Origin of the sequence: Kocuria sp. CPCC 205258 (assembly GCF_040981005.1) — a bacterium.
Classification (GTDB): Bacteria; Actinomycetota; Actinomycetes; order Actinomycetales; family Micrococcaceae; genus Kocuria; species Kocuria rosea.
In genome coordinates, this window is the sequence record NZ_JAVKPS010000005.1 from 231,481 (window position 1) to 256,120 (window position 24,640).

A 24,640-nucleotide genomic window follows, 5' to 3' on the forward strand; every position below is an offset into this window, starting at 1 on the left:
GGTGCGGGTGGCCCCAGCCTACCCCGCGGTCCCGGCGTTGGGCGGCGGGCGCGCGCCGGATAATGGGGGCATGGGACTGACACGCGCACAGAAGGCACGCAAGCACGGCGGCACCGCGGCACCCCCGGGACCGGCCCGTGGCACCCGCCTGCACGAGGCGGCTCCCGGTGAGCTCCGCCCCGAGCCCACGAGGTCGAGCTCGGGCCTGGTGGTGGGCGTGGCCATGTCCGTCTCGGCGCTCCTGTGGCTCTGGGTGCACGCCGGGGTCCTCCCCCGGTTCGGCGCCGCCGCGGCCGGCGGGCTGACCCTGCCCGAGTGGATGCCGGGCGGTTTCGACCAGGCGCACGCCCAGCGGCTCGCCGCGGCGCTGGGCGAGGAGGGGCTCGCCCAGTACGAGGCGGTGCACGGCTCCTCCGGGCTGCTGGCGCCGCTGTTGGTGGGGCTGGCGTGGCTGCTGTTCGTGGCGGTCAACACGCAGTCCCGCGCCCGGCGGTGGCTGCGCTCGGCGGTGGTGCTCGGCTTCGCGGCCGTGTCCCTGGCCGGCAACGCGGCCATCGACGCCGCTCTCGCGGACCCCGGGGACGGCGCCGCCGTGACCACGGCGTCCGTGCTGGTGATCGCCCGCTGGGTGCTGCTCGTGCTGCTGCTCGCCGTGACCGGGGCCGTGGCCGTGGAGGCCCTGCGGCGCCGGTCGAGGACCGCCGGCGCCCCGCGGCAGGACCCGCGCTCCGGGCCGCGGGGGTGAGCCCGGCTCCCGACCGAGTGGAGGCCGCCCGGCCCCGCCGGTTCCGTTCCGGACAGCAGGACGCCCCGGACCGTGTGGTCCGGGGCGTCCGTGCGTGCCCCCGATTGGATTCGAACCAACGACACCGGCTTTAGGAGAGCCGTGCTCTATCCCCTGAGCTACGAGGGCGACGCGAACAGTCTAGGGGGTCCCCCGGACCCCTGCTAACCGGCCCCGTTAGGATCGGTCGCATGCCCGTCTACATCGATCCGCCGCTCTGGCCCGCCCACGGGACGCACTTCTCGCACCTGGTCTCCGACACGTCCTACGAGGAGCTGCACGACTTCGCGGACCGGCTGGGCGTGGCCCGGCGTGCCTTCGACCGGGACCACTACGACGTGCCGGAGAGCCTGTACCGGCGGGCGGTGGCCGCGGGCGCGGTGCCGGTCGACGGGCGGCAGCTCACGCGCTTGCTCGTGCGCAGCGGGCTGCGCGTCCCGGCGCGGGCGCGCCCGGACCGGATCGCCCGGGTCCTGCTGCGGCGGTGGGCCGCCCGCTTCCCGGCGCACCCGGCGCTGGGCGAGGAGCTCGTGGACCGGTGGAGCGAGCCGCACCGGCACTACCACGGTCCCGCTCACCTGCTGGCGGTGCTCGAGGCCGTCGACCTGCTGCGGCCCGGCGTCGACCTCGATCCCGACCGGTCCTCCGCCCTGGTCCTCGCCGCCTGGTTCCACGACGCCGTCTACCGGGGCCGCCCCGGGGCGGACGAGCGGGAGTCGGCGGAGCTGGCCCGCACCCGGCTGGGCGCCGCCGGTTTCGCCGAGCCGCTCGTGGCGGAGGTCGAGCGGCTCGTCCTGCTCACCCTCGGGCACCGGGTCCCGGACGGGGACGCCGCCGGACGGGTGCTCCTGGACGCCGACCTCTCCGTGCTCGGCGCGGACCCGGACGGGTACGCCGCCTACACGGCGGGCGTGCGGAAGGAGTACGCGCACGTGCCCGGCCCGGTGTTCGCGCGGGCCCGGCTGGAGGTGCTGGAGGACCTCCGGGGCCGGCAGCCGCTGTTCCGGACCGCCGCGGCCCAGCGCCGGTGGGGTCCGGCGGCGGCCCGCAACCTCGACGAGGAGATCGACCGGCTGCGCGTGGCCGCCGAGGAGTCCCCGGACGCTCCCCCGGCGGACGCCGAGGTGCTGGTCATCACCGCCGTGTGCCTGCGGGACGACGACGGGGCGCTGCTGACGGTGCGCAAGCGGGGCACGGAGCGCTTCATGCTGGTGGGCGGCAAGCTCGACCCGGGAGAGTCCCCGGCGGCCGCCGCTGTGCGGGAGACGGCGGAGGAGGTGGGGCTGCGGCTGGACGCCGCCCAGCTGCGCCTGCTCGGGGTGTTCGTGGCGCCGGCCGCGAACGAGGCGGGCACGTGGGTGCGGTGCACGGTGTTCACAGCGCCTCTCACGGGGCGGCCGGTGCCGCTCGCGGAGATCGAGGAGCTGCGGTGGCAGCCCGTCGACGAGGACTCCGCCGGAGCGCTGCCCGCGGACCTGGCCCCGCTGCTGCGGGAGCACGTCATTCCGGCGCTGCGCCGCGCTCCCGAGGGTCCTCGGTCACGGTCGCAGCGTGCCGCCTCCGGTGGAGCAGGATCCCGGTGATCAGGCCGAGCACGATCCCGATGCCGCCGAAGACCGAGAGCCACATCGCGGCGTGCCCCACGAACGCGGCGACGACGAAGCCGGCCACGATGCCGGGCACCGCGCCGCCGATCATGCCGTAGGCCATGTAGGCGTACTCGCGATCGAGGCTCGTGCGGGCGTTGCGGCTGAAGTCGGTGGACATGGGCCCAGTCTATCGGCCGCCGGCGGGGCGCCGTGGTGGCCGGCGCGGTGGGCGCCGGGACGACAGCGGGTGCGCGGTTCCCGTCTGGCCGACCAGGAACCGCGCACCCGAAGCGGTGCTCTCGCGTGCGGTCAGCGCACGCGGACGAAGACGGGGCCGGAGCCCACGTTGACGCCGGAGATCGCGGTGGTCCCACCGTTCCAGCCGCCGTGGACGGCCTTGCCGCCACCGATGTAGACCGCGATGTGGGCCGCGCCCATGCCGCCGTCGGCGTAGTAGACGAGGTCGCCGGGCTGGGCCTGGCCGGCGGAGACCTGCGTGCCGAGGCTCAGGTAGGAGGCCGGCCAGCCGTGGTGGTTGATGCCGGCGGCGCGCAGCGCGTTGGTGACGAGCGCGGTGCAGTCCTGGCCCACGCCGAGCTGGCCCATGGCGGCGGAGGAGATGGTCGCGCCCTTGCCGGAGGCCGAGCTCTGCGGGGCGACGGTGCGCTGGGCGGCCGGAGCGGCCTGCACGGCCGGCTTCGGGGCGGGCGCGGCGGCGGGCTTCGGGGCCGGAGCCGCCTGCACGGCCGGCTGCGGAGCGGCGACCGGAGCGGCCTTCGGGGCCGGAGCCGCCTGCACGGCCGGCTTCGGAGCGGCGACCGGAGCTGGCGCGGCGGCGGCCTTCGGCGCCGGAGCGGCCACGGCGGGAGCCGCGACGACCGCGGTCTCGACCTTCTCCTTCTCGACCTTCTCGGTCTTCTTCTCGGTCTTCTTCTCGGTCTTCTTCTCGGCCTTCTTCTCGGTCTTCCGGTCGGACTCGGCCTTCTGCACGTGGGCGACGGGCTCGAGGGACACCGTGGGCGCCGCGGCGGGGGTGGCCGCGGCCACGGCGGACAGCGGGGCGTCGGCGGAGGCGTCCTGGGCCGGAACGGCCTGCACGGAGACGGTGGTGGCGAGGGCCAGCCCGGAGAAGGCGGCCACGGCGGCCACGGTGCGGGCCTTGCCGGAGAAGAGCGAGCCAATGCCGTTCGAGGAGGTCAGATCACGGGTCATGAGGAGTTCAGACGACTTTCTTTCGGAGCCGGGCCTGCCGGAGGGCGCGGGAGACAGCACGGATCACCCCGGGCAGTGCGCGGGGTGGACCGGTGTCCGGCAGGAGTGCGTTCCGGGATCGGGAACGACGGCCGGGCGAGCGGAGGAGGGGGGCGCCGTCCGGTCGGACAGCAGGCACCGCCGGGAACCGGGAGAGCGGTTCTCGGCGTGCGGGGTGGGGGGGGGGGGGGTGATCGGGTGCCGCCCGCGACGAGCGGGGTCGTCGCGGGCGGCGGACCGGATCAGAAGGTGTAGTAGCCGTCCAGCTGCATGGCGTTGACGGAGTGGACCTGGGTGCCCTGGGTCGGGTTGAGGGCGGAGATCATCTTGCCGCCGCCGATGTAGATGCCCACGTGGGCGCCGCCGTTCTGCGAGACGAGGTCACCGGGCTGCGGGTTGGCGGTGGGGGTGCCCGCCGCGAACTGGGACCAGGTGGTCCGGGGCAGGTCGATGCCGTTCTGGGCGAAGACCCACTGGGTGAAGCCGGAGCAGTCCCAGGCGCCGTAGGCGGTGCCGCCGTAGACGTAGCCCGCACCCTGCGCGGACATCGCGGTGCCCACGACGCCGCCGGCGGCCGGGGCGATCTCGGTGGTGGCGGTGGACTGCGGGGTGACGCTCGAGGTGGCGGCGGTCTGCTGCGGGGCCGGGGCCGGGGCCTCGTAGGCGGGAGCGGCGGGCTGCGCGGCGACCGGGGCCTGGTAGGTGTACGAGGAGTACTCGGCCAGCGAGGCGGAGGCCGGGGCCGAGTAGGCCGCGCCAGTCTCGACGGGGGCCTGGGCGAAGGCCTGGGCCGGGGCGACGGAGCCGATCATCGCGGCGCCGGCGGCGGCGGCGATGGTGGTGTTGCGCACGACGTGCGAGGTGGTCTCGGCACGGTGGCGGGCAGCGTTCAGCGTGAAAAGCGACATGGTTGAGTTCCTCCCTTTGCCTACGAGGTGAGCTGTCGGATTCGGGTGGGAGACACCCGGCCGCAGAACGCACGCGCTCTGACGACTTAACCCCAAGGACCCGGATCACCGGGACCGAAAATGGTTCCCCCGCTTCTGCCAAGCAGTTTCTGTGTAGAGGCCTCGGGCACCGGCAGAATTCGGCGATGTGCTCCGAGGGCGCCGATCCGACCAGTGATCGGCACGCGTTGAACAGTACATGACAGATTACGGAAGTGTCACGTTTTGATCACGACAGATAACAGCCGGACAACGCCTCAGGTTTCAATGCCATGCCATTGAGACGCGTGGGAAAATCAATTCGCACCTGTGACGAGCTGTGCAGTGCCTTCGAGCGCCCTGACAATCCGCCTGTCACCAGGGAAGCCGCGCCTCCGGGGTCCGGCCCGGGCCGGACTGGCCGAAAGTGGCTTGTGAACGTCCCCACACCCGGGACGAACCGTTCGCCGCCCGGCTCCGGGAGGCGGCGGCGCCTCAGGGAGCGAGGACGCGGATGGCCGCGGCGGTGCGCAGGTCGATCTCCGCGGACCGCCCCGTGGCCGCCACCTCGATGCGCACGATCTGACCGTCCACCCGGGCCGTGACCTCCGCCCCGGTGAGCACTCCCACGTCGCTCAGCACGCCCAGGAGGTCCGCGTCCGCCTGGACCACCTCCGGCAGCAGCGCCACGGTGTGCGACCCGTCCGGGTCGTGGCGGGCGGCGTCGAGCAGGGAGGGGTGCGCCGCTGCGGGGCTCTCCTCGACCCCGAGGGCGGCCAGACCGGGGATCGGCGTCCCGTACGGCGAGTACCGGGGGCTGTGCAGCAGGTCCACGAGCCGCCGCTCGACCTGCTCGCTCATCACGTGCTCCCACCGGCACGCCTCGTCGTGCACCTGGGCGAGGTCCAGGCCGATGACGTCGGCGAGCAGCCGCTCCGCCAGCCGGTGCTTGCGCATCACCTGCACCGCACGCTCACGGCCGGCAGGGGTGAGCAGCAGCGACCGGTCCTGGCCCACCGTCAGCAGCCCGTCCCGCTCCATCCTCGACACCGTCTGCGAGACCGTGGGCCCGGAGTGGTCGAGGCGCTCGACGATCCGCGCCCGCATCGGCGTGATCCCCTCCTCCTCGAGCTCGAGGACGGTCCGCAGGTACATCTCCGTGGTGTCGATCAGGTCGCTCATGCCTCAGTCATCCTTCGTCCGGCCGTCCCGGCCCGGGGATCCCGCCCGGTCCGGTCTTCCCGCACGAGCTTAGTGCGCGCGCCCTCCGGCCGCCCGGAGGGAGGAGGCGCCCGCGGGGCCCGCCGTCCGCGGGTGGGGCAGAATGGGCCGAGTCGCGAACGGCGCGAGCGGCCTCCGCGGCGGCCGTGCCCGTCGCGCACCACCCGCCGCACGTCACCCACGAGGGAGCGCCCGTTGCCCGCACACGTCACCATCCCCCAGCACCTGCTGCCCGCCGACGGCCGCTTCGGCGCCGGCCCCTCCAAGATCCGCCCGGCACAGGTCGAGGCCGTGTCGCGCGCCGGGGCCGGCCTGCTCGGCACCTCCCACCGCCAGGCGCCGGTGCAGGAGCTCGTGGGCTCGGTGCGGGAGGGCCTCGCGCAGTTCCTCGGCCTGCCCTCCGGCCACGAGGTGTTCCTGGGCCTGGGCGGGGCCACCGCGTTCTGGGACGCCGCCGCGTTCGGGCTGGTCGAGCGCAGGGCCCAGCACCTGGTGTTCGGGGAGTTCGGCGCGAAGTTCGCCCAGGCCACCGACGGCGCCCCGTTCCTGGAGGCCTCCTCGATCGTGGAGTCCGCCCCCGGCACCCGCCCGGAGGCCCGGGCGGAGGAGGGCGTGGACGTCTACGCGTGGCCCCAGAACGAGACCTCCACCGGTGTCGCCGCGCCCGTGCACCGGCCCTCCGGGATCGCGGACGACGCGCTGGTGCTGGTGGACGCGACCTCGGCCGCCGGGGGGATGGCCGCGGAGGTGGCCGCGGCGGACGTCTACTACTTCTCCCCGCAGAAGAACTTCGGCTCGGACGGCGGACTGTGGCTGGGCGCGTTCTCCCCCGCGGCGATCGAGCGGATCGAGCGGATCGGCGCCTCCGGGCGGTGGATCCCCGACTTCCTGCAGCTGACCACGGCGCTGGAGAACTCCCGGAAGAACCAGACCTACAACACCCCGGCCCTGGCCACGCTGGTGATGCTCGACGAGCAGGTCCGCTGGCTCAACGACCAGGGCGGCATGACCTGGGCCGCGGCCCGCACGAAGGCCTCCTCGGACCTGGTCTACGGGTGGGCCGAGGCCTCGTCCTTCGCGTCCCCGTTCGTGGCCCGCCCCGAGGACCGCTCCACCGTGATCACCACCGTGGACTTCGACGCCGCCGTGGACGCGGCCGCCGTCGCGGCGGTCCTGCGCGCCCACGGCGTGGTCGACGTCGAGCCCTACCGCAAGCTGGGGCGCAACCAGCTGCGGATCGCCACGTTCGTCTCCATCGAGCCCGACGACGTCGCCCGGCTGCTGGCCTGCGTGGACCACGTCGTCGAGCAGCTCCGCGGAGGAGCCGGGCGCTAGCCGGAGTTCTCGGGCGCGGAGCGCTCCGCGCGCAGCCGCAGCCAGACGACGAAGCCCACCAGGGCCCCGCCGAGTCCCGCCGCCACGGCGACCCCCATGCCCCAGCGCGCCCCGAGGGCGTCGGTGATCCAGCCGACGACCGGCGCCCCGATCGGGGTGCCGCCCATGAAGATGGCCATGTAGAGGCTCATGACGCGTCCGCGCATCACCGGAGAGGTGGTGGACTGCACGTACGCGTTGGCGGTGGTCATGATGGTCAGGGAGGACAGCCCGCAGGGGACCAGCCACAGCGCGAACAGCGGCAGGGTGGGCGCCGTCGCCGCGCCCAGGCAGCTGAGGGCGAAGACGGCGCTGCCCCCGTAGACGTAGCGCAGCCGGGCGCTGCGGCGCCGGGCCGAGAGCAGGGCCCCGGCCACCGTGCCGACCGCGAGCACCGAGTTGAGCAGCCCGAAGGTCTCCGATCCCCGGCCGAACTCGGGTCCGGCCATGGCGGCCAGGAAGACCGCGAAGTTCAGCCCGAAGGTGCCGATGAGGAAGATGGTGACCAGCACCGCCACGATGTCGGGGCGGCCGGCCACATAGGCCAGCCCCTCCCTGATCTGGCCCCGCCCCCGGCCGGAGCGCGGCATCCCGCGCAGCTCGTCGGCGCGGATCGCCAGGACGGCGGCGAGCATCGCGCCGAAGGTCAGCGTGTTGAGGAGGAACACCCAGCCCGAGCCGATGGAGGCCACGAGCACGCCGGCCACGGCGGGCCCGATCATCCGCGCGGCGTTGAACGAGGTCGCGTTCAGGGCCACGGCGTTGGAGAGGTAGGCCTCGTCGACCATCTCCGAGACGAAGGTCTGGCGCACGGGGGCGTCGAGGGTGGAGACGACGCCCAGGGCGAGGGCGAAGCCGTAGACGTGCCAGAGGGTGGCCGCGTCGGCCAGGACCAGCGCCCCCAGACCGGCCGCCAGCACCGCCATGGCCGTCTGGGTCCACAGCAGCAGGCGCCGCCGGTCGAGCCGGTCCGCGAGCACGCCGGCCCAGGGCGCGAGGAAGAGCTGGGGCAGGAACTGCAGGGCCGTCACCACGCCCATGGCGGTGGCGTCGTGGTCCGAGAGCTCGTCGAAGACCAGCCACGACTGGGCCGTGCGCTGCATCCACGTGCCGATGTTGGACACGAGCGCGCCCAGGAACCACAGCCGGTAGTTGCGGAACCGGAAGGACCGGAACATCCCGCGCGCGGGCTCCGGGGCCTCGTCCGTCCTCGCGGTCCCCGGCGGGACGGTCAGAGCTCCTCGCCCTCCTGCGGCGGGACCGGCCTGTCCTCGACCCGGTCACCGGACGCCGGCTCGCCGTCGGGGGCGCCGCCGGAGCCCTCGGGCCCGCCGGCCGCCGCGGTCTCCCCGGCCTCGTCCTCGGCCCGGTCCCGCTCCTCCTGGGCCTTCTCCTCGGCGCTGACGCGGGCGGACCACGGGACCCACTCGGGCGCCAGCAGGGCGTCCTCCCCCGGCAGCAGACCGACCTCGCAGACCGTCACCGCCTTGCTGCGCGGGGCGCGGGCCAGGCTCGCGAACCAGTTCCAGCCCCGGTACCCGGGCAGGGTGCACTCGAAGTGGTGGACGACCAACCGGTCCTCCTCCACCGTCACCCGGTGACCGGCGCCGATCTGCGAGGGCTCCGCGATCTGCTCCACCCCGGCGCGAGCCGTGGCGACGTCGGCCACGAGCAGGGGGTCCTGCTTCGGGGCCCGGCGACGGCGGGGCGCCGCCGCCACCGGTGCCGCCTGCTCGGGCGCCGGCGGCACGGCCTCGGCGGGCGCGTCCTGGACGGTCTCCTCGGTCACTGCTGGTCTCCCTCGGGTGGGTGCCGGCGGGGGCCGGCGGGTGGTTGCTCGGGATCGGTGGACGGCAACGGCGCGGCGGCCTCAGACGTCCAGGTTGTCGGCCACCGTGCGCAGAATGGCGGCGATCTTCTTCCCGTGCGCGGAGTCCGGGTAGCGGCCCCGGTGCAGCCCGTTGGACATCTCGTCCAGGAGCTTGATGAGGTCCTCGGTGATGACCGCCATCTCGTCGGCGGGCTTGCGGACGTTCTTCGCGACCGACGGGGTCCGGTCGAGGATCCGGACGGAGAGCGCCTGCGCGCCGCGCCGGCCCTGGGCCACCCCGAACTCCATCCGCGTGCCCGGCTTCACCGTGGTGGCACCGGAGGGCAGCGCCGAGGAGGGCAGGAACACTTCCTGGCCGTCGTCGGCCGCCAGGAAGCCGAAGCCCTTCTTCGCATCGAACCACTTGACCTTGCCGGTGGGCACGCTGTCTCCCTCGTCCTCGTGTTCGTGGAGGGGCGGCCCGTCGGTCCCTGCCGCCGAGCCACCCTGTGGAACCTCCCATTCTAGCCCTGCTCCGGGGGCGGGGACCGCCGGGGCGCGGTCAGCGGCACACCGTTGCGCTCGGTACCCTGGAGCCATGCCTGTCTCCGACGACCGCGTGCCCGCGCCCCGCACCGCCCGACGCCCCGGGATCGACGTCCTCGGCGTCTCCGCGGTGGTGCTCGGCCTGGTGTGCGCCGTGTGCCTCGCCCTGCTGCTCGTGCTCACGGCCGTCGGAGCGGACCCCTGGGACGGGCTCACGGTGGTGCCGTGGTTCGCGTTCCCGGTGGCCTTCCTGCTGTTCTGCGCGGTCCTCGTGCGCTCCCTGCTGCGCCGCCGCCGGGCCTGATCCGTGCTCCCGGACGGGCTGCTCCGGGATCTCGCGTCCCGCTCCCCCGCCGAGCTGGGCGAGCTGCTCGCCGCCCGGCCCGACGCCGCGCGCCCGGGCACGGAGTCCCTCGAGGACCTCGCCGAGGTCCTGCTGTCCCGGGCGGGGCTGCGCCGGGCCCTCGACGCCCTCTCCCGGCCCGAGCTGGACGCCGTGGAGCGCGCCGTGCTGCTGGGCCCGCCGGAGGATCCCGCCGCGCGGCTGCTGGCCGGCCCGCCCTGGGACCGGCTGCACCGTCTGGGCCTGGTCCACCGGGACGACGACGCGCTCCGGCTCGTGCCCGGCCTGGCGGAGGCCCTCGGCCGCTATCCGGCGGGCCTGGGCCGTCCGCGGCCGGTGCTCGCCGCCCTCGCCGCCCGGCTGCGCGGCGGGGCGCCGGACGCGGCGGGGGCCGCGGCCCTGCCGCGCACCGCCGAGGACCTCGCGCAGTGGCCCGCCCCCGCGCGGGAGGTCCTCGAGCGGTTCCGCTCCCGTCCCGTGGGCGCTCTGCCGGACGCCCTGCGCCGTGTCGACCCGGCCGTCGACGCCGGTGCCCGGCCCGTCGACTGGCTCCTGGCCCACGGCGTCCTCCTCCCCGTGGACTTCCGCCACGTGGAGCTCCCGAGGGAGGTCGGGCTGCTCCTGCGCGGGCCCGACCCGTGGGCCGCGACCTCACCGGAGCCGCCGGTCGGGCCGGCCCTCCGGGTGCCCGACCGGCTGCGGGACAACGCCGCCGCGGCGGCGGTCGAGCAGCTGCTGCGCCGGACCGCGGCCCTGCGCGCCGAGCTGCGGGCCCGCCCGCTGACCACCCTGCGGGCGGGCGGGATCGGCGTGCGCGAGCTGCGCCGGCTGCGCTCCGCCCTCGGGATCGAGCACCCCGAGCTCGTCCGGCTCCTCGGTCTGGGCGAACTGGCCGGGCTCGTGCGGCTGGACCCGGACACCTCGGCCTGGCGCCCCGCGCCGGCGCCCTTCGAGGACGCCGAGCGCGCCGACCAGTGGCGGCACGTGGTCCGGTCGTGGCTGGCCTCCGACGTCGTCCCCTCCGCGGTGGGCCTGCCCCTCGCGGACGGCACGGTCGTCGGGGTCCTCACCCGCGGCACGCACGCCCCGGAGGCCCCGGTGGTGCGCCGGGCGCTGCTGGCCGCCCACGCCGAGCTCGCCGAGCGGGCGCCGGGGGGGCACGACCCCGAGGACGTGCTGGCGCTCGCCCGCTGGCGGCGCCCGCGGCTGGCCCGGACCCTGGACCGGTGGGGCCAGGGGATGCTGACGGAGGCCGCCGAGCTCGGCCTGGTGGGCGCCGACGCCCTCACCGAGCCCGGCCGGGCGCTCGCGGAGGACCGGCCCGAGGACGCCGTCCGCTCCGTGGCCGGGTGGCTGCCCGCGCCCTCGCGGACGGTGCTGCTGCAGAGCGACCTCACGGCGACGGCCACGGGCCACCTCGCCCCGGACGTGGCGCGCGCCCTCGACCGGCTGGCGGAGCCGGAGGGCCACGGGCCGGTCCCGCGGCACCGCTTCAGCGAACGTTCCCTGCACCGGGCGCTCGACGCCGGCTGGACCCCGCCCTCGATCCTGGCCTGGCTCGAGGAGCACGGCCGGGGCCCGGTGCCCCAGGCCCTGGCCTACCTGGTCGAGGAGGCCGGCCGGGGGCACGGGCGGATCCGGATCACCCGGGCGGACTGGGTGCTCACCGGCGAGGAGGAGCTGCTGGAGGCGCTCGCCGGCTCCCCGGACCTCGCTGGGCGGCGGCTGCGCCGGCCCGCCCCCGGCGTGCTCGTGGTCGACGCCGGGGAGGAGGCCCCCGCCCGGCGCCGGGGACCCGCCGGCCGGGAGAGCGGGCTCCGGGAGCTCGCGGCGGCCGTCCGGGCCACCGGCACGGAGCCGGCCCTCGACGTCGCCCCCGCGGAGCCAGCGCCGCAGGCCCCCGCCGCGGACCCGACCCTGCTGCTCGAGGTGCCCGCCCCGCGCCTGCCCGTCCCCTCCGCGGAGGAGATCGAGGACCTGGTGGACCGGCTCACCGGCCGGGACCGCGCGCGGCGCCCGCCGGACGACCCGGCCGAGGACCCGGCCGAGGACCTGATCGACGACCCGACCGACAGCGGAGGAGCCGCCCCGTGGGACCCCTGATCGTCCAGAGCGACCGGACCGTGCTGCTCGAGCTCGACCACGAGGACGCGGACGACGCCCGGCGGGAGCTCGCGGCCTTCGCGGAGCTCGAGCGCGCCCCGGAGCACGTGCGCACCTACCGCATCACCCCGCTGGGCCTGTGGAACGCCCGGGCCGCCGGGCTGGACGCCGAGCAGGTGCTCGACGTCCTCCTCACCCGTTCCCGCTTCCCGGTCCCCCACGCCCTGCTCCTGGACATCGACGAGACGATGTCCCGCTACGGCCGCCTGGTGCTCGAGCAGGACCCGGTGCACGGGCTCGTGCTGCGCTGCCACGACGCCCCCGTCCTGGAGGAGATCGCCCGGCACCGGAAGATCGCCCCGCTGCTCGGTCCCCGCATCGACGGCGCCACCACGGTGGTGCACGCGAGCGCCCGCGGCCAGCTCAAGCAGCTGCTGCTCACCGTGGGGTGGCCGGCGGAGGACCGGGCCGGCTACGTGGACGGCACGCCCCACCCCGTCGCCCTGACGGAGACGGACCCCGTGACGGGCGAGGCCTGGGCCCTGCGCCCCTACCAGCGCCACGCGGTGGAGAACTTCTGGGCGGGCGGCAGCGGCGTCGTCGTCCTGCCGTGCGGCGCCGGCAAGACGCTGGTGGGCGCCGGGGTGATGGCCGCGAGCTCGACGACGACGCTCGTCCTGGTCACGAGCACGGTCTCGGCGCGGCAGTGGAAGGCCGAGCTGCTGCGCCGGACCACCCTGACGGAGGACGAGATCGGCGAGTACTCCGGGGCCGTCAAGGAGGTCCGCCCGGTGACGATCGCCACCTACCAGGTGCTGACGGCGCGCCGCGGCGGGATCCACCCGCACCTCGAGCTGCTCGACGGGCACGACTGGGGGCTGATCGTCTACGACGAGGTGCACCTGCTGCCCGCCCCCGTGTTCCGGATGACCGCCGAGCTGCAGGCGCGGCGCCGGCTGGGCCTGACGGCCACCCTGGTGCGCGAGGACCACCGCGAGGGCGAGGTGTTCTCCCTCATCGGCCCGAAGCGCTACGACGCGCCGTGGCGGGAGATCGAGGCTCAGGGCCACATCGCCCCCGCCGACTGCGTCGAGGTCCGGGTGGAGCTTCCCCTCGCGGACCGGATGGCCTACGCCTCCGCGGAGGACGCCGACCGGCACCGCCTCGCCTCGTCCTCCGCGCACAAGCTCGACGTCGTGGCCCGGCTCGTGGCGCGCCACCGCGGGGAGCCGGTGCTCGTGATCGGTCAGTTCCTGGACCAGCTCGACGAGCTGGGCGCGCTGCTGGACGCCCCGGTGCTCAACGGCAGCACGGGCACGGCCCGGCGGGAGAAGCTCTTCGCCGCGTTCCGGGCCGGGGAGCTGCCGGTGCTCGTGGTCTCCAAGGTCGCGAACTTCTCGGTGGACCTGCCGGAGGCCTCGGTCGCGGTGCAGGTCTCGGGGGCCTTCGGCTCGCGCCAGGAGGAGGCGCAGCGCCTGGGCCGGCTGCTGCGGCCCAAGCACGACGGCCGCCCGGCGACCTTCTACACCGTGGTGGCCCGCGACACCGTGGACGCCGACTACGCGGCCCGGCGCCGCCGCTTCCTCGCGGAGCAGGGCTACGCCTACCGGATCGTGGACGCCGCCGCCGTCGAGGCCCCCGGGGAACTCCCCGAGGACCGGTGAGCGCCGTTCAGCCGGCGTTCAGGGTGTTCCGAGAAAATGGGCGGCGTGAAGAACGACAACCCCGAAGCGAAACTGCTCGTCGTGGACGACGAGCCCAACATCCTCGAGCTGCTGGCCACGTCCCTGCGCTTCGCCGGCTTCGAGGTGGTCACCGCCGCCAACGGCCGTGACGCCCTGGCCAAGGCGGAGTCCGAGAACCCGGACCTCGCGGTGCTCGACGTCATGCTCCCGGACATGGACGGCTTCACCGTGACCCGCAAGCTGCGCGCGTCCGGGCAGCACTTCCCCATCCTCTTCCTCACGGCGAAGGACGAGACCGAGGACAAGGTCACCGGTCTGACCGTGGGCGGCGACGACTACGTCACCAAGCCCTTCAGCCTCGACGAGGTCGTCGCCCGCATCCGCGCGGTCCTGCGCCGCACGCAGCCCGCCGAGGAGGACGACTCCCGGCTGCGCGTGGACGACCTGGTCCTCGACGACGACGCGCACGAGGTGTTCCGGGGCGAGCGGGAGATCGACCTGTCCCCCACCGAGTTCAAGCTGCTGCGCTACCTCATGCTCAACCCGAACCGGGTGCTGTCCAAGGCGCAGATCCTCGACCACGTGTGGGAGTACGACTTCAACGGGGACGCCTCGATCGTGGAGTCCTACATCTCCTACCTGCGCCGCAAGATCGACAACGACCCGGAGCTGCCCCCGCTGATCCACACCAAGCGCGGTGTCGGCTACCTCCTGCGCTCCCAGCACAAGAACCACTGACCCGGCCCCGGGATGCACACCTTGTCCTCCCGGTGGCGCTCGGCATCGCTGCGCTCGCAGCTCATGGTGCTCACGGGACTGCTCCTGGCGCTGTCCATCCTGGTGACGAGCTTCGTGGCGATCTCGGTGCTGCGCACCTCGCTCCTGAACGACATCGACCGCGGGCTGCGGGACTCCGTCCGGCCGGTCTCCACGGTGCTGGTCGCCGACATGGGCGGGGCGCAGGGGGTCCAGGTGCCGCACGCGGGGTTCCTGCTCGACGCCGACGGCGAGACCCTCGCCGAGGCGGTGCACACCCCGGAGGGCGTGCTCGAGCGGCGGCCGGACCTGTCGCAGGTCGACCTCGAGCACGTGCGGGAGAACCCCTTCGAGCCGACGACCGTGGGCTCCGTGGACGCCCCGGACCGCCGGTGGCGGGTGGTCGCGGCCGAGACGGAACGGCTGAACCTCGTGGTGGCGGTCGCCGAGCCGCTCGACGACATGAACGCGATGCTCAGCGCGGTGACCCTCCTGACGCTGAGCTTCGGGGTGGCGACCCTGTTCGCGGCCATGGCGGTCGGCTGGATCCTGGTCACCCGGGCGTTCGCCCCCCTGCACCGGGTGGAGCAGACCGCCGCCCGGATCGCCGAGGGCGACCTCTCCCAGCGCATGGAGGGGTACAACCGGCAGACCGAGATCGGCCAGCTCTCGGCGTCGCTCAACGCGATGCTCGGCCACATCGAGGACGCCTTCGACGCCCGCACGCGGTCCGAGACCAAGCTCCGGCGGTTCGTGGCCGACGCCTCCCACGAGCTGCGCACGCCCCTGGTGACCATCCGGGGCTACTCGGAGCTCTACCGGCACGGCGCCCTGCAGGAGCCCGAGGACGTGGCCGGGGCGATGTCCCGGATCGAGTCGGAGGCGAAGCGGATGACGCAGCTCGTGGAGGACCTGCTGATGCTCGCGCGCCTCGACGAGCGGCGGCCCGCCGAGAACGTCGACGTGGACCTGCTCCACCTCGCGTTCGACGCGGCCGGGGACGCCCGCGCCTCCGCCCCCGACCGGCGGATCGAGGTCGGCGGCCTGGGGGGCGGGGGCCCGGTCTCGGCATGGGTGCACGGCGACGAGTTCCGGCTGCGCCAGGTCGTGGCGAACCTCGTGACCAACGCCCTGCGCTACACCCCGGAGGGCACGCCGATCGAGATCGCGGTGGGCGTGGAGCGCTCGGTCGACGACTCCTTCAACGCCGTCCTGCAGGTGCGCGACCACGGCCCGGGCATCCAGGGCGAGGACGCGGAGCGCGTCTTCGAGCGCTTCTACCGGGCCGACTCCTCCCGCACGCGCGAGACCGGCGGGACGGGGCTGGGGCTGTCCATCGTGGCCGCGATCGTCCAGCAGCACGACGGCACGGTGCGGCTCACCGAGACCCCCGGTGGCGGGGCGACGATGACCGTGCGCGTGCCGGGCATCGAGCCCGCCGACGACGCCCCCGAGGTGTGAGCGGGCCCGTCAGGACTCGTCGGTGCCCTGGTGGAAGCGCAGCTGCCAGGGCCCCAGCTCGTTGCGGGAGTCCTCCCGGACCCACAGGGAGCTGCGCAGGCTCGTGCGGTCCCCCGCCGTGAGCCGGTAGACGAGGTGCACGGCCGCGGGGCCGAGCTCGACGGCCTCCAGCACGTGCACGTCCACCGCGCCGAGCCCCGGTTCGCGGGGCAGCCGGTCGAGGACGTCCGCCCGGGACCGCCACGCCCCCGAGGCCCCGACCTCGGCGAAGGCCTCGTGCAGCAGCTGGCCCAGCCGGCCCGGGTCCGCCCTGACCTCCGGGCGGAGCAGGTCCCGCTCGAGCTCCTGGACGGTCTCCCCCGCCGTCCGGCCGCGGGCGAGCTCCTCCTCGTGGGCGAGCAGCTCGCTCAGCAGATCGGGGTCGTGCCGGTCCTCGAACGCGCCGGGATCCTCGTCCTCCCCCGGCCCTGGGGCCGGCACCAGTGGCGCGGCGTCCGCCGGCTGCGGGGCCGGGGTCCGGGGGCCCGCGCCGTCCGGGTGCCGGGCGGCGCCGTCGAAACCGGGTCCCTCGGGCGCGGGGCGCCCGGTCTGGAACGCCGTGGCCACGGCCCGGGCACGGACGTCGGCGGCCTCGTTGAGCTCGTGGCCGGCGTGGCCCTTGACCCACTCGAAGTGCACGTCGCGGCCCGCCATCGCGGCGTCCAGGGCCTTCATGAGCTCCACGTTGAGGACGGGCTTGCCGTCCCTCTTCTTCCAGCCCTTCTTCTTCCAGCCGGGCATCCACTTCGTGATCGAGTTGATGACGTACTGGCTGTCGCACAGCACCCGCAGGGGCTCGTCGGGGCGATGGGCCGTGGCCTCGAGCAGGTCCAGGACGGCCTTGAGCTCGCCCATGTTGTTGGTGCCGTGCGGCCACCCGCCGGCCCGCCAGGTGTTGTCGTCGATGTACCAGGCCCATCCCGCGGGACCGGGATTGCCCAGCGCGGAGCCGTCGGCGGCAGCAGTGATCGTCATGGCACTCATCTTTTCACGGCGCCCAGACGCCGTGCGCCACGGGTCCTGTGCGCCGCCGGCTCAGTCGCCGGGCTCCTGCTCGAGCTGCTGCTGGGCCACGTCGCGCACCCCGGCGACCCTCGACAGCTGCACGGCCGCCGTGCGCAGGTCCGTCTTGCCCTCGAGCCGCAGGAGCAGCTCCACCTCGGTGCCCTCGGACCCCTCGACCGTCCGGCTCGAGACCACGGAGGCGCTCAGCTGCAGCTCGTCGACCACCGTCAGGACCTCCCGCAGCACGCCGTGCCCGTCCTCGTAGCGCAGCCGGAGTCCCTGCGGGGCCACCATCCCGGGCAGGCGCCGGGAGAGCGGGGTCAGCACGATCGCGGAGACGAAGTGCAGGCCCGTGGCGACGACGGCGAGCGGCACGAGCCCGGCCCCGCAGGCCATGCCGATGGCCGCGGAGAGCCAGATGCTCGCGGCCGTCGTCAGGCCGTGCACCACGTCCCGGTTCGTGAAGATCACGCCCGCGCCCAGGAAGCCGATGCCCGTGATGATCTGGGCCGCCACGCGGGAGGGGTCGGGACCGGCGTCGATGCCGGGCAGGACACCGAAGCCGTAGGCGGACACGAGGGTGAACACCGCCGACCCGGTGCCGACCAGGGCGTGCGTGCGCAGCCCGGCGCTCTTGCGCCGCAGCCGCCGTTCGAGGCCCACCAGCGAGGTGAGCCCGAAGGCGATCAGCACGAGCGCGACCTGGACGGGGACCGCGTCCCACACGACGACGTCCACGGCTTCTCCTCCGGCAGCTGGTGCTCACGATTGAACACCACTTCCGGCCCCGCGGCACCAGGTGCGGGACGACGACGGGCCGGGCACCTCCGCGAGGTGCCCGGCCCGTGCCGGATGCGTGCTGGGCACGCTCGACGGGTCAGCCGTCGATCACATCATGCCGCCCATGCCGCCCATGCCGTCGTCGGCACCGGCGCCGGCGCCGGCGGGCTCCGGCTTGTCGGCGACGACGGCCTCGGTGGTGAGGAACAGCCCGGCGATGGACGCCGCGTTCTGCAGCGCGGACCGGGTCACCTTGACCGGGTCGTTGATGCCGGCGGCCATCAGGTCCTCGTACTCGCCGGTGGCGGCGTTGAGGCCGTGGCCCTGGGCCAGACCGCGGACCTTGTCCACGACCACTCCGGCCTCGAGGCCGGAGTTGATCGCGATCTGCTTCAGCGGGGCGTCGATGGCGACCTTCACGATGTTCGCGCCGGTGGCCTCGTCGCCGGTGAGCTGCAGCTTGTCGAACGCCTTCTGGCCGGCCTGGATCAGGGCCACGCCGCCGCCGGCGACGATGCCCTCCTCCACGGCGGCCTTGGCGTTGCGCACGGCGTCCTCGATGCGGTGCTTGCGCTCCTTGAGCTCGACCTCGGTGGCCGCACCGGCCTTGAGGACGGCCACGCCGCCGGCCAGCTTGGCCAGGCGCTCCTGCAGCTTCTCGCGGTCGTAGTCCGAGTCCGAGTTGTTGATCTCGGCGCGGATCTGGGCCACGCGGCCCTCGATCTCCTCGGCGGTGCCGGCGCCGTCGACGATGGTGGTCTCGTCCTTCGTCACGACGACCTTGCGGGCCTGGCCCAGCAGGTCCACGGTGGCGGTCTCCAGGGAGAGCCCGACCTCCTCCGTGATGACCTGGCCACCGGTGAGGATGGCGATGTCGGCCAGCTGCGCCTTGCGGCGGTCGCCGAAGCCGGGGGCCTTGACGGCCACGGACTTGATGGAGCCGCGCATCTTGTTGAGCACCAGCAGCGCCAGGGCCTCGCCCTCGACGTCCTCGGCGATGATCAGCAGCGGCTTGCCGGCCTGCATGACCTTCTCGAGCACGGGGACCAGGTCCTTGACCGCGGAGATCTTGGAGTTGACCACGAGGATGTAGGGATCCTCGAGGACGGCCTCCTGGCGGTCGGCGTCGGTGACGAAGTAGCCCGAGAGGTAGCCCTTGTCGAAGCGCATGCCCTCGGTCAGCTCGAGGTCCAGCCCGAAGGTGTTGGACTCCTCGACCGTGATCACGCCCTCCTTGCCGACCTTCTCCATCGCCTGGGCGATGAGGCGGCCGATCTCGGGGTCGCCGGCGGAGATCGACGCCGTGGCGGCGATCTGCTCCTCGGTCTCGACCTCCTTGGCGGAGGCCAGCAGCTCCTCGGTGACCGCGGCGACGGCCTTCTCGATGCCGCGCTTGAGGCTCAGCGGGTCGGCGCCGGCGGCCACGTTGCGCAGGCCCTCCTTGACGAGCGCCTGGGCGAGCACGGTGGCGGTGGTGGTGCCGTCGCCGGCGATGTCGTCGGTCTTCTTGGCGACCTCCTTGACGAGCTCGGCGCCGATCTTCTCGAACGGCTCGTCGAGCTCGATCTCCTTGGCGATGGACACGCCGTCGTTGGTGATCGTGGGGGCGCCCCAGGCCTTCTCGAGGACCACGTTGCGGCCGCGCGGGCCGAGGGTGACCTTGACGGCGTCGGCCAGGGTGTTCAGGCCCCGCTCGAGTCCGCGGCGTGCCTCTTCGTCGAAAGCAATCATCTTTGCCATGTGACTTCGTCCCTCCTGGACGGTAGACAAACGGTCGACCTCCACGGTGCCCGCGACGGACGGCGCACACGACGGCGGACTCTTCCCGACGCCGTGCGGCACCTCACCGTGGTGGTTGAGGTGTCACTCCTGTGCCGGTGGCTGCCCGGGTCGGGCCGGGGACCGAGCCATTAGCAGTCCACACGACTGAGTGCTAATCGCAATCTTGGCACTCGTCCCCGGAGAGTGCAAACCCCTGAGCCGATTCCGCTCAGCCCTGCCACTCCTCGCGCAGGACGCCGTAGACCATCCGGTCGTAGTACTCGCCGCCGACCCTGCGGGCCCGGCGGATCCTGGCCTCCTCGGTGAAGCCCAACTTCACCGCCACACGGCACATGCCCGCGTTGCCGCTCCACGTCTCCAGGTCGAGGCGGTGGGAGTCGGAGTGGGCGAAGAGGTAGTCGATCCACAGGCGCATCGCCTCGGTGCCGTAGCCGCCGCTCCAGTGCTCCGGGGAGTACACGGTGATGCCCAGGGAGCGCAGCGGCAGCAGGTGCGTGCCGTCACCGGGGTCCTCGGTGGGCTTCTCCGACCAGTACCAGGACACCTGCCCGATGAACCGGTCGTCGGCGGCGTCGGCGATCACCATCGTCTCGCGCGGGTCCGGCCAGTCCCCGGCCGTCACGTGCTCCCGGAGGGTGCCGAGCCAGCGCTGGGCGCCCTCGGCGGTGAAGTTCGGGTAGAACGGGCCGTCCGTGCGCTGCCACTCGTGCTCGCCGCCGCCGGCGGGCGGCATGATCCACGCCTCGTAGTCGACGAGGTCCTCCTCGGTCCAGTCGCGGACGCGGACTCGGCTTCCTTCGATCTGCACAGTGGTTCCTTCCGGTGGCGTCAGGGGTGGACGACGTCGTGGTGAACGACGTCGGAGCGCTCGGGCTCGAGGGCCGGGCCGGCTCAGGACCCCGTGGACGTGGCGCCCGGCGCCGGGGCGGCCTCGCCCGGGGCGTTGAGGAACGAGAACACCCCGACGCCGAGGGTCAGCACCCCGACCAGGACGATGGCGGTGAGCTCCCGGGCGCCCACGCGGACGGTCGGCCGGACACCGCGGTGGGCGCCCTGGCGGGGCCCGTCCTCGGGGACGTCGTCGAACTCGTCGTGCGGGTACTGGGTCATCCGTGGTCTCCTCGCTGCCGGCGCAGCCTGGCCACGAGCATCGGGGCGTGCTCGAGGGCGGCGCGGGTGTCGATCAGGACGTTGAGCCGCTGGTAGTAGTGGGTGGGCGAGAGGTTCAGGCGGCGGCGGATCTCCATCTCCTTGGCCCCCTGGTACTTCCACTGCAGGTTCTCGAGCGAGAGGATCTCGCGGTCCACGGCGTCCAGGCCGGCCCCCTCCCCGGGGTCTTCCCCGCCGGGGGCGGCCTCCCCGGCCGGCACCGGCTCCGCGCCGAGGGCGGCGTCGTCGTCGGGCCGGGTCTCCGCGGGCACCGCGTCCTCGGGCACCGCGTCCTCGCCGGTCACCGCGACTCGGCCCGCGGCCGCAGGGAGAGGGTGGTCAGCTGCGCGTCCTCGCCCGCGTCCACGACGGCGCGCACCGCCGCGGCCACGGACTCCGGCCGGAGGTAGCGCTCCGGGACGTACTCGTGGCCCAGGCCCGCCTGGATGTCCCGCTGCATCTGCGTGTCGACCGGGCCGGGGTGCACCGAGCTGACCACGACGCCGTCGGCCTCGATCTCCTGGCGGAGCGAGTCGGCGAGCGCGCGCAGGGCGAACTTCGAGGCCGCGTAGACGGCGTCCCCGGCGCGGGCGTTGAGCCCCGAGCCGGAGTTGAGGAACACGACCTTCCCCCGGGCCGCTCGCAGGGCCGGCAGCAGGAGCCTGGTCAGCTCCGCGGGGACCACCACGTTGAGCTCGAGCTGCGCCCGCCAGTCCGCCACGGAGGCGGCCTCCACCGTGGTGCGCCCGGCCACGGCCGCCGAGTGCACCAGGACGTCGACCCGGTCCAGGCCGGCCACCACGGACGGCAGGGCCGCGACGTCGGTCAGGTCGGCGGCGCGGACGGTGACGTGCGGGAGGCCGGAGAGCTCGGCCAGCCGGCCGGCGTCCCGGCCCAGGGCCAGGACGTCGTGGTCGCGGGCGAGGTCCACCACGCACGCGCGGCCGATGCCTCCGGTGGCACCGGTGACGACGGCGAGGGGTCGGGTCTCGGTGGAGGAAGCGCTCATGCGCCCACTCTAGCCAGTCCGCCGCCGGTCCCGCCCGCCGCGGACGGAACGGGCCGGGGCGGTGGCGGCCCCGGTATCCTGGCCCGCAGCCGACCACGCGGAGGAGCCCCATGGCAGCCGACCCCCACGCCACGGGAGATCCCGGGGCGGACCCGGACAGCGCGGAGAAGCCCTCGTCGCCGGCGCAGATCACGAGACCCTCGTGGGGCTACATCCTGCGCCGGACCGTGCACGAGTTCCGCCGCGACGAGTGCACGGACTCGGCGGCGGTGATGACGTTCTTCGCCGTGCTGTCCATCTTCCCGGGGCTGCTCACAGTGGTGTCGATGCTCGGCGTCGTCGGTCAGGCCGAGGCGACCACCAGGACCCTGTTGCGCCTGCTCGACGAGTTCGGGGTCCCGGCGGGGGCCGTGGCCGTGCTCGAGGGGCCGATCGGCGAGCTCACCGGCTTCCCGTCCGCGGGCCTGGCCCTGGTCACCGGTCTGGTCGGCGCCCTGTGGACGGCCTCGGGCTACGTGCGGGCCTTCGGACGGTCCATGAACCGGATCTACGAGGTCGAGGAGGGCCGCCCCGTCTGGAAGCTCTACCCCCTGATGATCGCGGTGACGCTGTCCCTGGTGGTCCTGGTGGTGGGCATGATGCTGCTCCTGCTGCTCTCCGGGCCGGTCGCCGAGCGGCTCGGCGGGCTGATCGGCCTGGGCGGGCCGGCACTCCGGCTCTGGCAGGCCGCCCGGATCCCGGCCCTGCTGCTGCTGCTCGTCTTCGTGATCGCCCTGCTCTACTACGCCACCCCGAACATCCGGCAGCCGAGGTTCCGGTGGCTCAGCATCGGCTCGGTGGTCGCCATCCTGGTCATGAGCGCTGCGACCACCGGGTTCAGCTTCTACGTGTCCAACGTCAACGACTTCAACGCCACCTACGGTGCCATCGGCGGAGTGATCGTCCTGCTGCTGTGGATCTGGATCATGAACATCGTGCTGCTCGCGGGCGCCGAGCTCAACGCCGAGATCGAGCGCGGACGCCAGCTCCAGGCCGGGATCGAGGCCGAGGAGAACCTGCGGCTGCCGCCGAGGGACCTCCGGGGGGTGCGGAAGATGCAGGCGAAGGAGGACGAGCTCGTCGAGGAGGGCCGTGCCCTCCGGCACCGGCACACCGGTCCGGGCAGCGGTGCGGACCACCCGTCGGACACCGGGACCGCGGGCGACGCCGCACCGGCCTAGAGTGGTGCCCGGCACATCCGGGTCCGCACCTGCCGGAGCACCGGTGCCCGGACCGGCACCTGCCGTCCGTCCCGGCGGCCGACACCCGCACGACACCCGCACCGAGGAGCACCGTGAGCGAGCCCCAGCCCCTGGACAGGATCATGGCCCCCGACTGGGCGGAGGCCCTCGCCCCGGTGGAACCGCAGATCCGGCAGATGGGCCGGTTCCTGCGCGAGGAGCACGCCGACGGGCACCGCACGCTCCCGGAGGGCCCGGCGGTCCTGCGGGCGTTCCAGGAGCCGCTCGAGCAGGTCAGGGTGCTGGTCGTCGGGCAGGACCCCTACCCCACTCCCGGCCACGCCATGGGCCTGTCCTTCTCCGTGCAGCCCCACGTGCGTCCGGTGCCCCGCTCCCTGCAGAACATCTACAAGGAGTTGCGCGAGGACCTCGGCGTCGACCCGCCGGAGCACGGGGACCTCTCCGCGTGGTCCCGGCAGGGCGTGATGCTCCTGAACAGGGTCCTCACCGTGCGCGAGGGGGCCCCGGCCTCCCACCGGGGCAAGGGCTGGGAAGCGGTCACGGAGCGCGCCATCAAGGCCCTCGCCGGCCGCGGGACCCCGCTGGTGGCCATCCTGTGGGGCCGGGACGCGCGGAGCACCGCCCCCTGGCTGGACGGCTTCCCCACGGTCGAGTCCGCGCACCCGTCCCCGCTGTCCGCGTCCCGGGGCTTCTTCGGGTCCCGGCCGTTCTCCCGCACGAACCAGCTCCTCGAGCAGCAGGGCGCGGAGCCCGTCGACTGGCGGCTGTGACACCAGGAGGCCTCCGTTAGGGTGGGCGGCATGACGACGACCCCCGGGGCCCGGCCCGCCAGACCCCGCAAGCCGCAGCTGAACCTGACGGTCCGCTCCCGCGAGCTGCTGTCCCCGTCGATGGTCCGGGTGGTCCTGGGCATCGACGAGCCCGAGCGGTACACGGACATCGTCCCGCCCGAGAAGTACGTCAAGCTCGTCTTCCTCCGGCCCGGCACGGGCGAATCCGGCACCGCGCTCCCCGGGACTTCGAACCCCGGCACGGACGCTCCTGACCCCGAGACCGCAGGTTCGTCGCGGCCGGGGGCGGAGCCCGGCCGGAACCCCGACTACTGGGAGCTCAAGGAGACCCTGCCGGGCGACCGGCAGCCCGTCACCCGCCACCTCACCATCCGCCGGTACGTGCCGGAGCGGCACGAGCTGTGGATGGACTTCGTACTGCACGGCGACGACGGCTTCGCCGGCCCGTGGGCCGCCCGCGCCGAGCCCGGGGACCGCATCATCGCCCTCGGCCCCGGGGGCAGGTGGACGCCGGCCCCGGACGCCGCGTGGACCCTGATCGCCGCCGACGACGCCGCGGTCCCCGCCGCCCTCGCCGTCCTGGAGACCCTCCCGGCCTCCGCGCAGGGAGAGGTGCTGCTGGAGGTGGACACGCCCTCCGACGTCCAGCCGGTGTCCGCCCCGGCCGGGATGGCGGTGCGCTGGGTGTTCCGGGCGGACAGCGGTCCCGGAGAGGACCCTGCCCTGGTGCGGGCCGTGCGCGAGGCCGGGTGGCCCACCGACCCGGAAGGGGTCCAGGTCTTCGCCCACGGCGAGCGGGAGGTCATGAAGGCCCTGCGCGAGGAGCTGTTCACGCGCCGGCGGCTGGAGCGGGACCAGGTCTCGCTGTCCGGCTACTGGGCGAGGGGCCGCACCGAGGACGTGTTCCAGGCGGAGAAGAAGCTGCCGGTCGGCCAGATCCTCTGAGCCGGGCCCGCGAGCGGTGATCCTTCGGGCTGCGGGACGCTGGGCAGCGC

Annotated in this window: 25 protein-coding genes, 1 tRNA gene and 1 riboswitch; of the genes, 11 read left to right on the plus strand and 15 right to left on the minus strand. The window is 74.3% G+C overall.

Going from position 1 to position 24,640, the window contains the following annotated elements; translation table 11 throughout:
• Nucleotides 1-70: 70 nt before the first annotated feature.
• Complete coding sequence (locus tag RF644_RS11095; protein WP_368796569.1) at nucleotides 71-745, plus strand: hypothetical protein; 675 nt, start codon at nucleotides 71-73, stop codon at nucleotides 743-745.
• Nucleotides 746-840: 95 nt separating this feature from the next.
• Here the strand turns inward: RF644_RS11095 and RF644_RS11100 are convergent.
• Nucleotides 841-913: transfer RNA gene (locus RF644_RS11100), tRNA-Arg, on the minus strand.
• 62 nt (nucleotides 914-975) lie between these two features.
• Between RF644_RS11100 and RF644_RS11105 the strand changes: the two genes are divergently transcribed.
• A complete protein-coding gene (locus RF644_RS11105) occupies nucleotides 976-2,367 on the plus strand; it encodes a DUF4031 domain-containing protein (protein ID WP_368796570.1) in 1,392 nt (463 codons plus the stop codon).
• Here the strand turns inward: RF644_RS11105 and RF644_RS11110 are convergent.
• The 4 genes from RF644_RS11110 to RF644_RS11125 form a co-directional block, all read right to left on the minus strand.
• On the minus strand, nucleotides 2,285-2,551 hold the full coding sequence (locus RF644_RS11110) for a hypothetical protein (protein WP_368796572.1): 267 nt from the start codon (nucleotides 2,549-2,551) through the stop codon (nucleotides 2,285-2,287). The two genes, RF644_RS11105 and RF644_RS11110, sit on opposite strands and share 83 nt — an antisense overlap.
• A gap of 131 nt (nucleotides 2,552-2,682) precedes the next feature.
• A complete protein-coding gene (locus RF644_RS11115; RefSeq protein ID WP_368796573.1) occupies nucleotides 2,683-3,585 on the minus strand; it encodes an NlpC/P60 family protein in 903 nt (300 codons plus the stop codon).
• Nucleotides 3,586-3,866: 281 nt separating this feature from the next.
• Nucleotides 3,867-4,532 carry a C40 family peptidase gene (locus tag RF644_RS11120; RefSeq protein WP_035926910.1) on the minus strand — a complete coding sequence of 222 codons (666 nt, stop codon included), beginning with the start codon at nucleotides 4,530-4,532 and terminating at the stop codon, nucleotides 3,867-3,869.
• Between the two features lie 5 nt (nucleotides 4,533-4,537).
• A riboswitch (cyclic di-AMP (ydaO/yuaA leader) is annotated at nucleotides 4,538-4,727 on the minus strand.
• A gap of 318 nt (nucleotides 4,728-5,045) precedes the next feature.
• On the minus strand, nucleotides 5,046-5,732 hold the full coding sequence (locus RF644_RS11125) for a metal-dependent transcriptional regulator (protein ID WP_017832738.1): 687 nt from the start codon (nucleotides 5,730-5,732) through the stop codon (nucleotides 5,046-5,048).
• Between the two features lie 234 nt (nucleotides 5,733-5,966).
• Between RF644_RS11125 and serC the strand changes: the two genes are divergently transcribed.
• Nucleotides 5,967-7,106: a phosphoserine transaminase gene (gene serC / locus RF644_RS11130; RefSeq protein WP_368796575.1), complete on the plus strand. Its 1,140-nt coding sequence runs from the start codon at nucleotides 5,967-5,969 to the stop codon at nucleotides 7,104-7,106.
• Here the strand turns inward: serC and RF644_RS11135 are convergent.
• From RF644_RS11135 to RF644_RS11145, 3 genes are all read right to left on the minus strand, one after another.
• Nucleotides 7,103-8,323 carry an MFS transporter gene (locus RF644_RS11135; protein WP_368796576.1) on the minus strand — a complete coding sequence of 407 codons (1,221 nt, stop codon included), beginning with the start codon at nucleotides 8,321-8,323 and terminating at the stop codon, nucleotides 7,103-7,105. The two genes, serC and RF644_RS11135, sit on opposite strands and share 4 nt — an antisense overlap.
• A 53-nt stretch (nucleotides 8,324-8,376) precedes the next feature.
• Complete coding sequence (locus tag RF644_RS11140) at nucleotides 8,377-8,934, minus strand: DUF3027 domain-containing protein (RefSeq protein ID WP_368796577.1); 558 nt, start codon at nucleotides 8,932-8,934, stop codon at nucleotides 8,377-8,379.
• Nucleotides 8,935-9,015: 81 nt separating this feature from the next.
• Nucleotides 9,016-9,399, minus strand: coding sequence for a cold-shock protein (locus tag RF644_RS11145; RefSeq protein ID WP_017832742.1), 384 nt, complete (start codon nucleotides 9,397-9,399; stop codon nucleotides 9,016-9,018).
• 154 nt (nucleotides 9,400-9,553) lie between these two features.
• On the opposite strand from RF644_RS11145, the gene RF644_RS11150 reads away from it, so the two are divergent.
• The 5 genes from RF644_RS11150 to RF644_RS11170 are packed head-to-tail and all read left to right on the plus strand — an operon-like array spanning nucleotide 9,554 to nucleotide 15,849.
• Nucleotides 9,554-9,805 (plus strand): hypothetical protein, encoded by a 252-nt coding sequence (locus RF644_RS11150; RefSeq protein WP_368796579.1) that lies wholly within the window; start codon nucleotides 9,554-9,556, stop codon nucleotides 9,803-9,805.
• A gap of 3 nt (nucleotides 9,806-9,808) precedes the next feature.
• The gene (locus RF644_RS11155) at nucleotides 9,809-11,947 is read left to right on the plus strand and encodes a helicase-associated domain-containing protein (protein ID WP_368796580.1); all 2,139 of its coding nucleotides are present in this window, start codon (nucleotides 9,809-9,811) and stop codon (nucleotides 11,945-11,947) included.
• Nucleotides 11,935-13,611, plus strand: a complete 1,677-nt coding sequence (locus RF644_RS11160) for a DNA repair helicase XPB (protein WP_368796581.1) — start codon at nucleotides 11,935-11,937, stop codon at nucleotides 13,609-13,611. The genes RF644_RS11155 and RF644_RS11160 overlap by 13 nt, the downstream gene beginning before the upstream one ends.
• Before the next feature lie 36 nt (nucleotides 13,612-13,647).
• On the plus strand, nucleotides 13,648-14,370 hold the full coding sequence (locus RF644_RS11165; RefSeq protein WP_017832745.1) for a response regulator transcription factor: 723 nt from the start codon (nucleotides 13,648-13,650) through the stop codon (nucleotides 14,368-14,370).
• Between the two features lie 12 nt (nucleotides 14,371-14,382).
• A complete protein-coding gene (locus RF644_RS11170; protein WP_017832746.1) occupies nucleotides 14,383-15,849 on the plus strand; it encodes a cell wall metabolism sensor histidine kinase WalK in 1,467 nt (488 codons plus the stop codon).
• A 9-nt stretch (nucleotides 15,850-15,858) separates the two neighbouring features.
• Here the strand turns inward: RF644_RS11170 and RF644_RS11175 are convergent, their stop codons facing one another.
• From RF644_RS11175 to RF644_RS11205, 7 genes are all read right to left on the minus strand, one after another.
• Nucleotides 15,859-16,863 carry an RNase H family protein gene (locus RF644_RS11175; protein WP_368796582.1) on the minus strand — a complete coding sequence of 335 codons (1,005 nt, stop codon included), beginning with the start codon at nucleotides 16,861-16,863 and terminating at the stop codon, nucleotides 15,859-15,861.
• A gap of 60 nt (nucleotides 16,864-16,923) precedes the next feature.
• Nucleotides 16,924-17,631, minus strand: a complete 708-nt coding sequence (locus RF644_RS11180; RefSeq protein ID WP_368796583.1) for an MgtC/SapB family protein — start codon at nucleotides 17,629-17,631, stop codon at nucleotides 16,924-16,926.
• Nucleotides 17,632-17,781: 150 nt separating this feature from the next.
• The gene (groL, locus tag RF644_RS11185) at nucleotides 17,782-19,413 is read right to left on the minus strand and encodes a chaperonin GroEL (RefSeq protein ID WP_035926880.1); all 1,632 of its coding nucleotides are present in this window, start codon (nucleotides 19,411-19,413) and stop codon (nucleotides 17,782-17,784) included.
• A 250-nt stretch (nucleotides 19,414-19,663) separates the two neighbouring features.
• Complete coding sequence (locus RF644_RS11190) at nucleotides 19,664-20,263, minus strand: GNAT family N-acetyltransferase (RefSeq protein WP_095650833.1); 600 nt, start codon at nucleotides 20,261-20,263, stop codon at nucleotides 19,664-19,666.
• An 83-nt stretch (nucleotides 20,264-20,346) separates the two neighbouring features.
• Nucleotides 20,347-20,565, minus strand: a complete 219-nt coding sequence (locus RF644_RS11195; protein ID WP_368796584.1) for a hypothetical protein — start codon at nucleotides 20,563-20,565, stop codon at nucleotides 20,347-20,349.
• Complete coding sequence (locus tag RF644_RS11200) at nucleotides 20,562-20,891, minus strand: DUF3263 domain-containing protein (RefSeq protein ID WP_368796585.1); 330 nt, start codon at nucleotides 20,889-20,891, stop codon at nucleotides 20,562-20,564. The genes RF644_RS11195 and RF644_RS11200 overlap by 4 nt, the downstream gene beginning before the upstream one ends.
• 14 nt (nucleotides 20,892-20,905) lie before the next feature.
• Nucleotides 20,906-21,613, minus strand: coding sequence for an SDR family oxidoreductase (locus RF644_RS11205; protein ID WP_368796586.1), 708 nt, complete (start codon nucleotides 21,611-21,613; stop codon nucleotides 20,906-20,908).
• A 110-nt stretch (nucleotides 21,614-21,723) separates the two neighbouring features.
• Between RF644_RS11205 and RF644_RS11210 the strand changes: the two genes are divergently transcribed.
• The 3 genes from RF644_RS11210 to RF644_RS11220 all read left to right on the plus strand — a co-directional run bounded on the left by RF644_RS11210 (nucleotide 21,724) and on the right by RF644_RS11220 (nucleotide 24,590).
• A complete protein-coding gene (locus RF644_RS11210) occupies nucleotides 21,724-22,833 on the plus strand; it encodes a YihY/virulence factor BrkB family protein (protein WP_368796587.1) in 1,110 nt (369 codons plus the stop codon).
• A 113-nt stretch (nucleotides 22,834-22,946) separates the two neighbouring features.
• Entirely contained in the window at nucleotides 22,947-23,624 is a 678-nt protein-coding gene (locus RF644_RS11215; RefSeq protein WP_368796588.1) for a uracil-DNA glycosylase, read from the plus strand.
• 30 nt (nucleotides 23,625-23,654) lie between these two features.
• Nucleotides 23,655-24,590 carry a siderophore-interacting protein gene (locus RF644_RS11220; RefSeq protein ID WP_368796589.1) on the plus strand — a complete coding sequence of 312 codons (936 nt, stop codon included), beginning with the start codon at nucleotides 23,655-23,657 and terminating at the stop codon, nucleotides 24,588-24,590.
• Nucleotides 24,591-24,640 lie beyond the last annotated feature (50 nt).

Excerpts from the sequence above, each read along its gene's own strand:
- RF644_RS11095 (WP_368796569.1), top strand. The coding sequence starts at position 71 with ATGGGACTGACACGCGCACAGAAGGCACGCAAGCACGGCGGCACCGCG.
- RF644_RS11105 (WP_368796570.1), top strand. The coding sequence starts at position 976 with ATGCCCGTCTACATCGATCCGCCGCTCTGGCCCGCCCACGGGACGCAC.
- RF644_RS11110 (WP_368796572.1), bottom strand. The coding sequence starts at position 2,551 with ATGTCCACCGACTTCAGCCGCAACGCCCGCACGAGCCTCGATCGCGAG.
- RF644_RS11115 (WP_368796573.1), bottom strand. The coding sequence starts at position 3,585 with ATGACCCGTGATCTGACCTCCTCGAACGGCATTGGCTCGCTCTTCTCC.
- RF644_RS11120 (WP_035926910.1), bottom strand. The coding sequence starts at position 4,532 with ATGTCGCTTTTCACGCTGAACGCTGCCCGCCACCGTGCCGAGACCACC.
- RF644_RS11125 (WP_017832738.1), bottom strand. The coding sequence starts at position 5,732 with ATGAGCGACCTGATCGACACCACGGAGATGTACCTGCGGACCGTCCTC.
- RF644_RS11135 (WP_368796576.1), bottom strand. The coding sequence starts at position 8,323 with ATGTTCCGGTCCTTCCGGTTCCGCAACTACCGGCTGTGGTTCCTGGGC.
- RF644_RS11150 (WP_368796579.1), top strand. The coding sequence starts at position 9,554 with ATGCCTGTCTCCGACGACCGCGTGCCCGCGCCCCGCACCGCCCGACGC.
- RF644_RS11165 (WP_017832745.1), top strand. The coding sequence starts at position 13,648 with ATGGGCGGCGTGAAGAACGACAACCCCGAAGCGAAACTGCTCGTCGTG.
- RF644_RS11170 (WP_017832746.1), top strand. The coding sequence starts at position 14,383 with ATGCACACCTTGTCCTCCCGGTGGCGCTCGGCATCGCTGCGCTCGCAG.
- RF644_RS11175 (WP_368796582.1), bottom strand. The coding sequence starts at position 16,863 with ATGACGATCACTGCTGCCGCCGACGGCTCCGCGCTGGGCAATCCCGGT.
- groL (WP_035926880.1), bottom strand. The coding sequence starts at position 19,413 with ATGGCAAAGATGATTGCTTTCGACGAAGAGGCACGCCGCGGACTCGAG.
- RF644_RS11195 (WP_368796584.1), bottom strand. The coding sequence starts at position 20,565 with ATGACCCAGTACCCGCACGACGAGTTCGACGACGTCCCCGAGGACGGG.
- RF644_RS11205 (WP_368796586.1), bottom strand. The coding sequence starts at position 21,613 with ATGAGCGCTTCCTCCACCGAGACCCGACCCCTCGCCGTCGTCACCGGT.
- RF644_RS11210 (WP_368796587.1), top strand. The coding sequence starts at position 21,724 with ATGGCAGCCGACCCCCACGCCACGGGAGATCCCGGGGCGGACCCGGAC.
- RF644_RS11220 (WP_368796589.1), top strand. The coding sequence starts at position 23,655 with ATGACGACGACCCCCGGGGCCCGGCCCGCCAGACCCCGCAAGCCGCAG.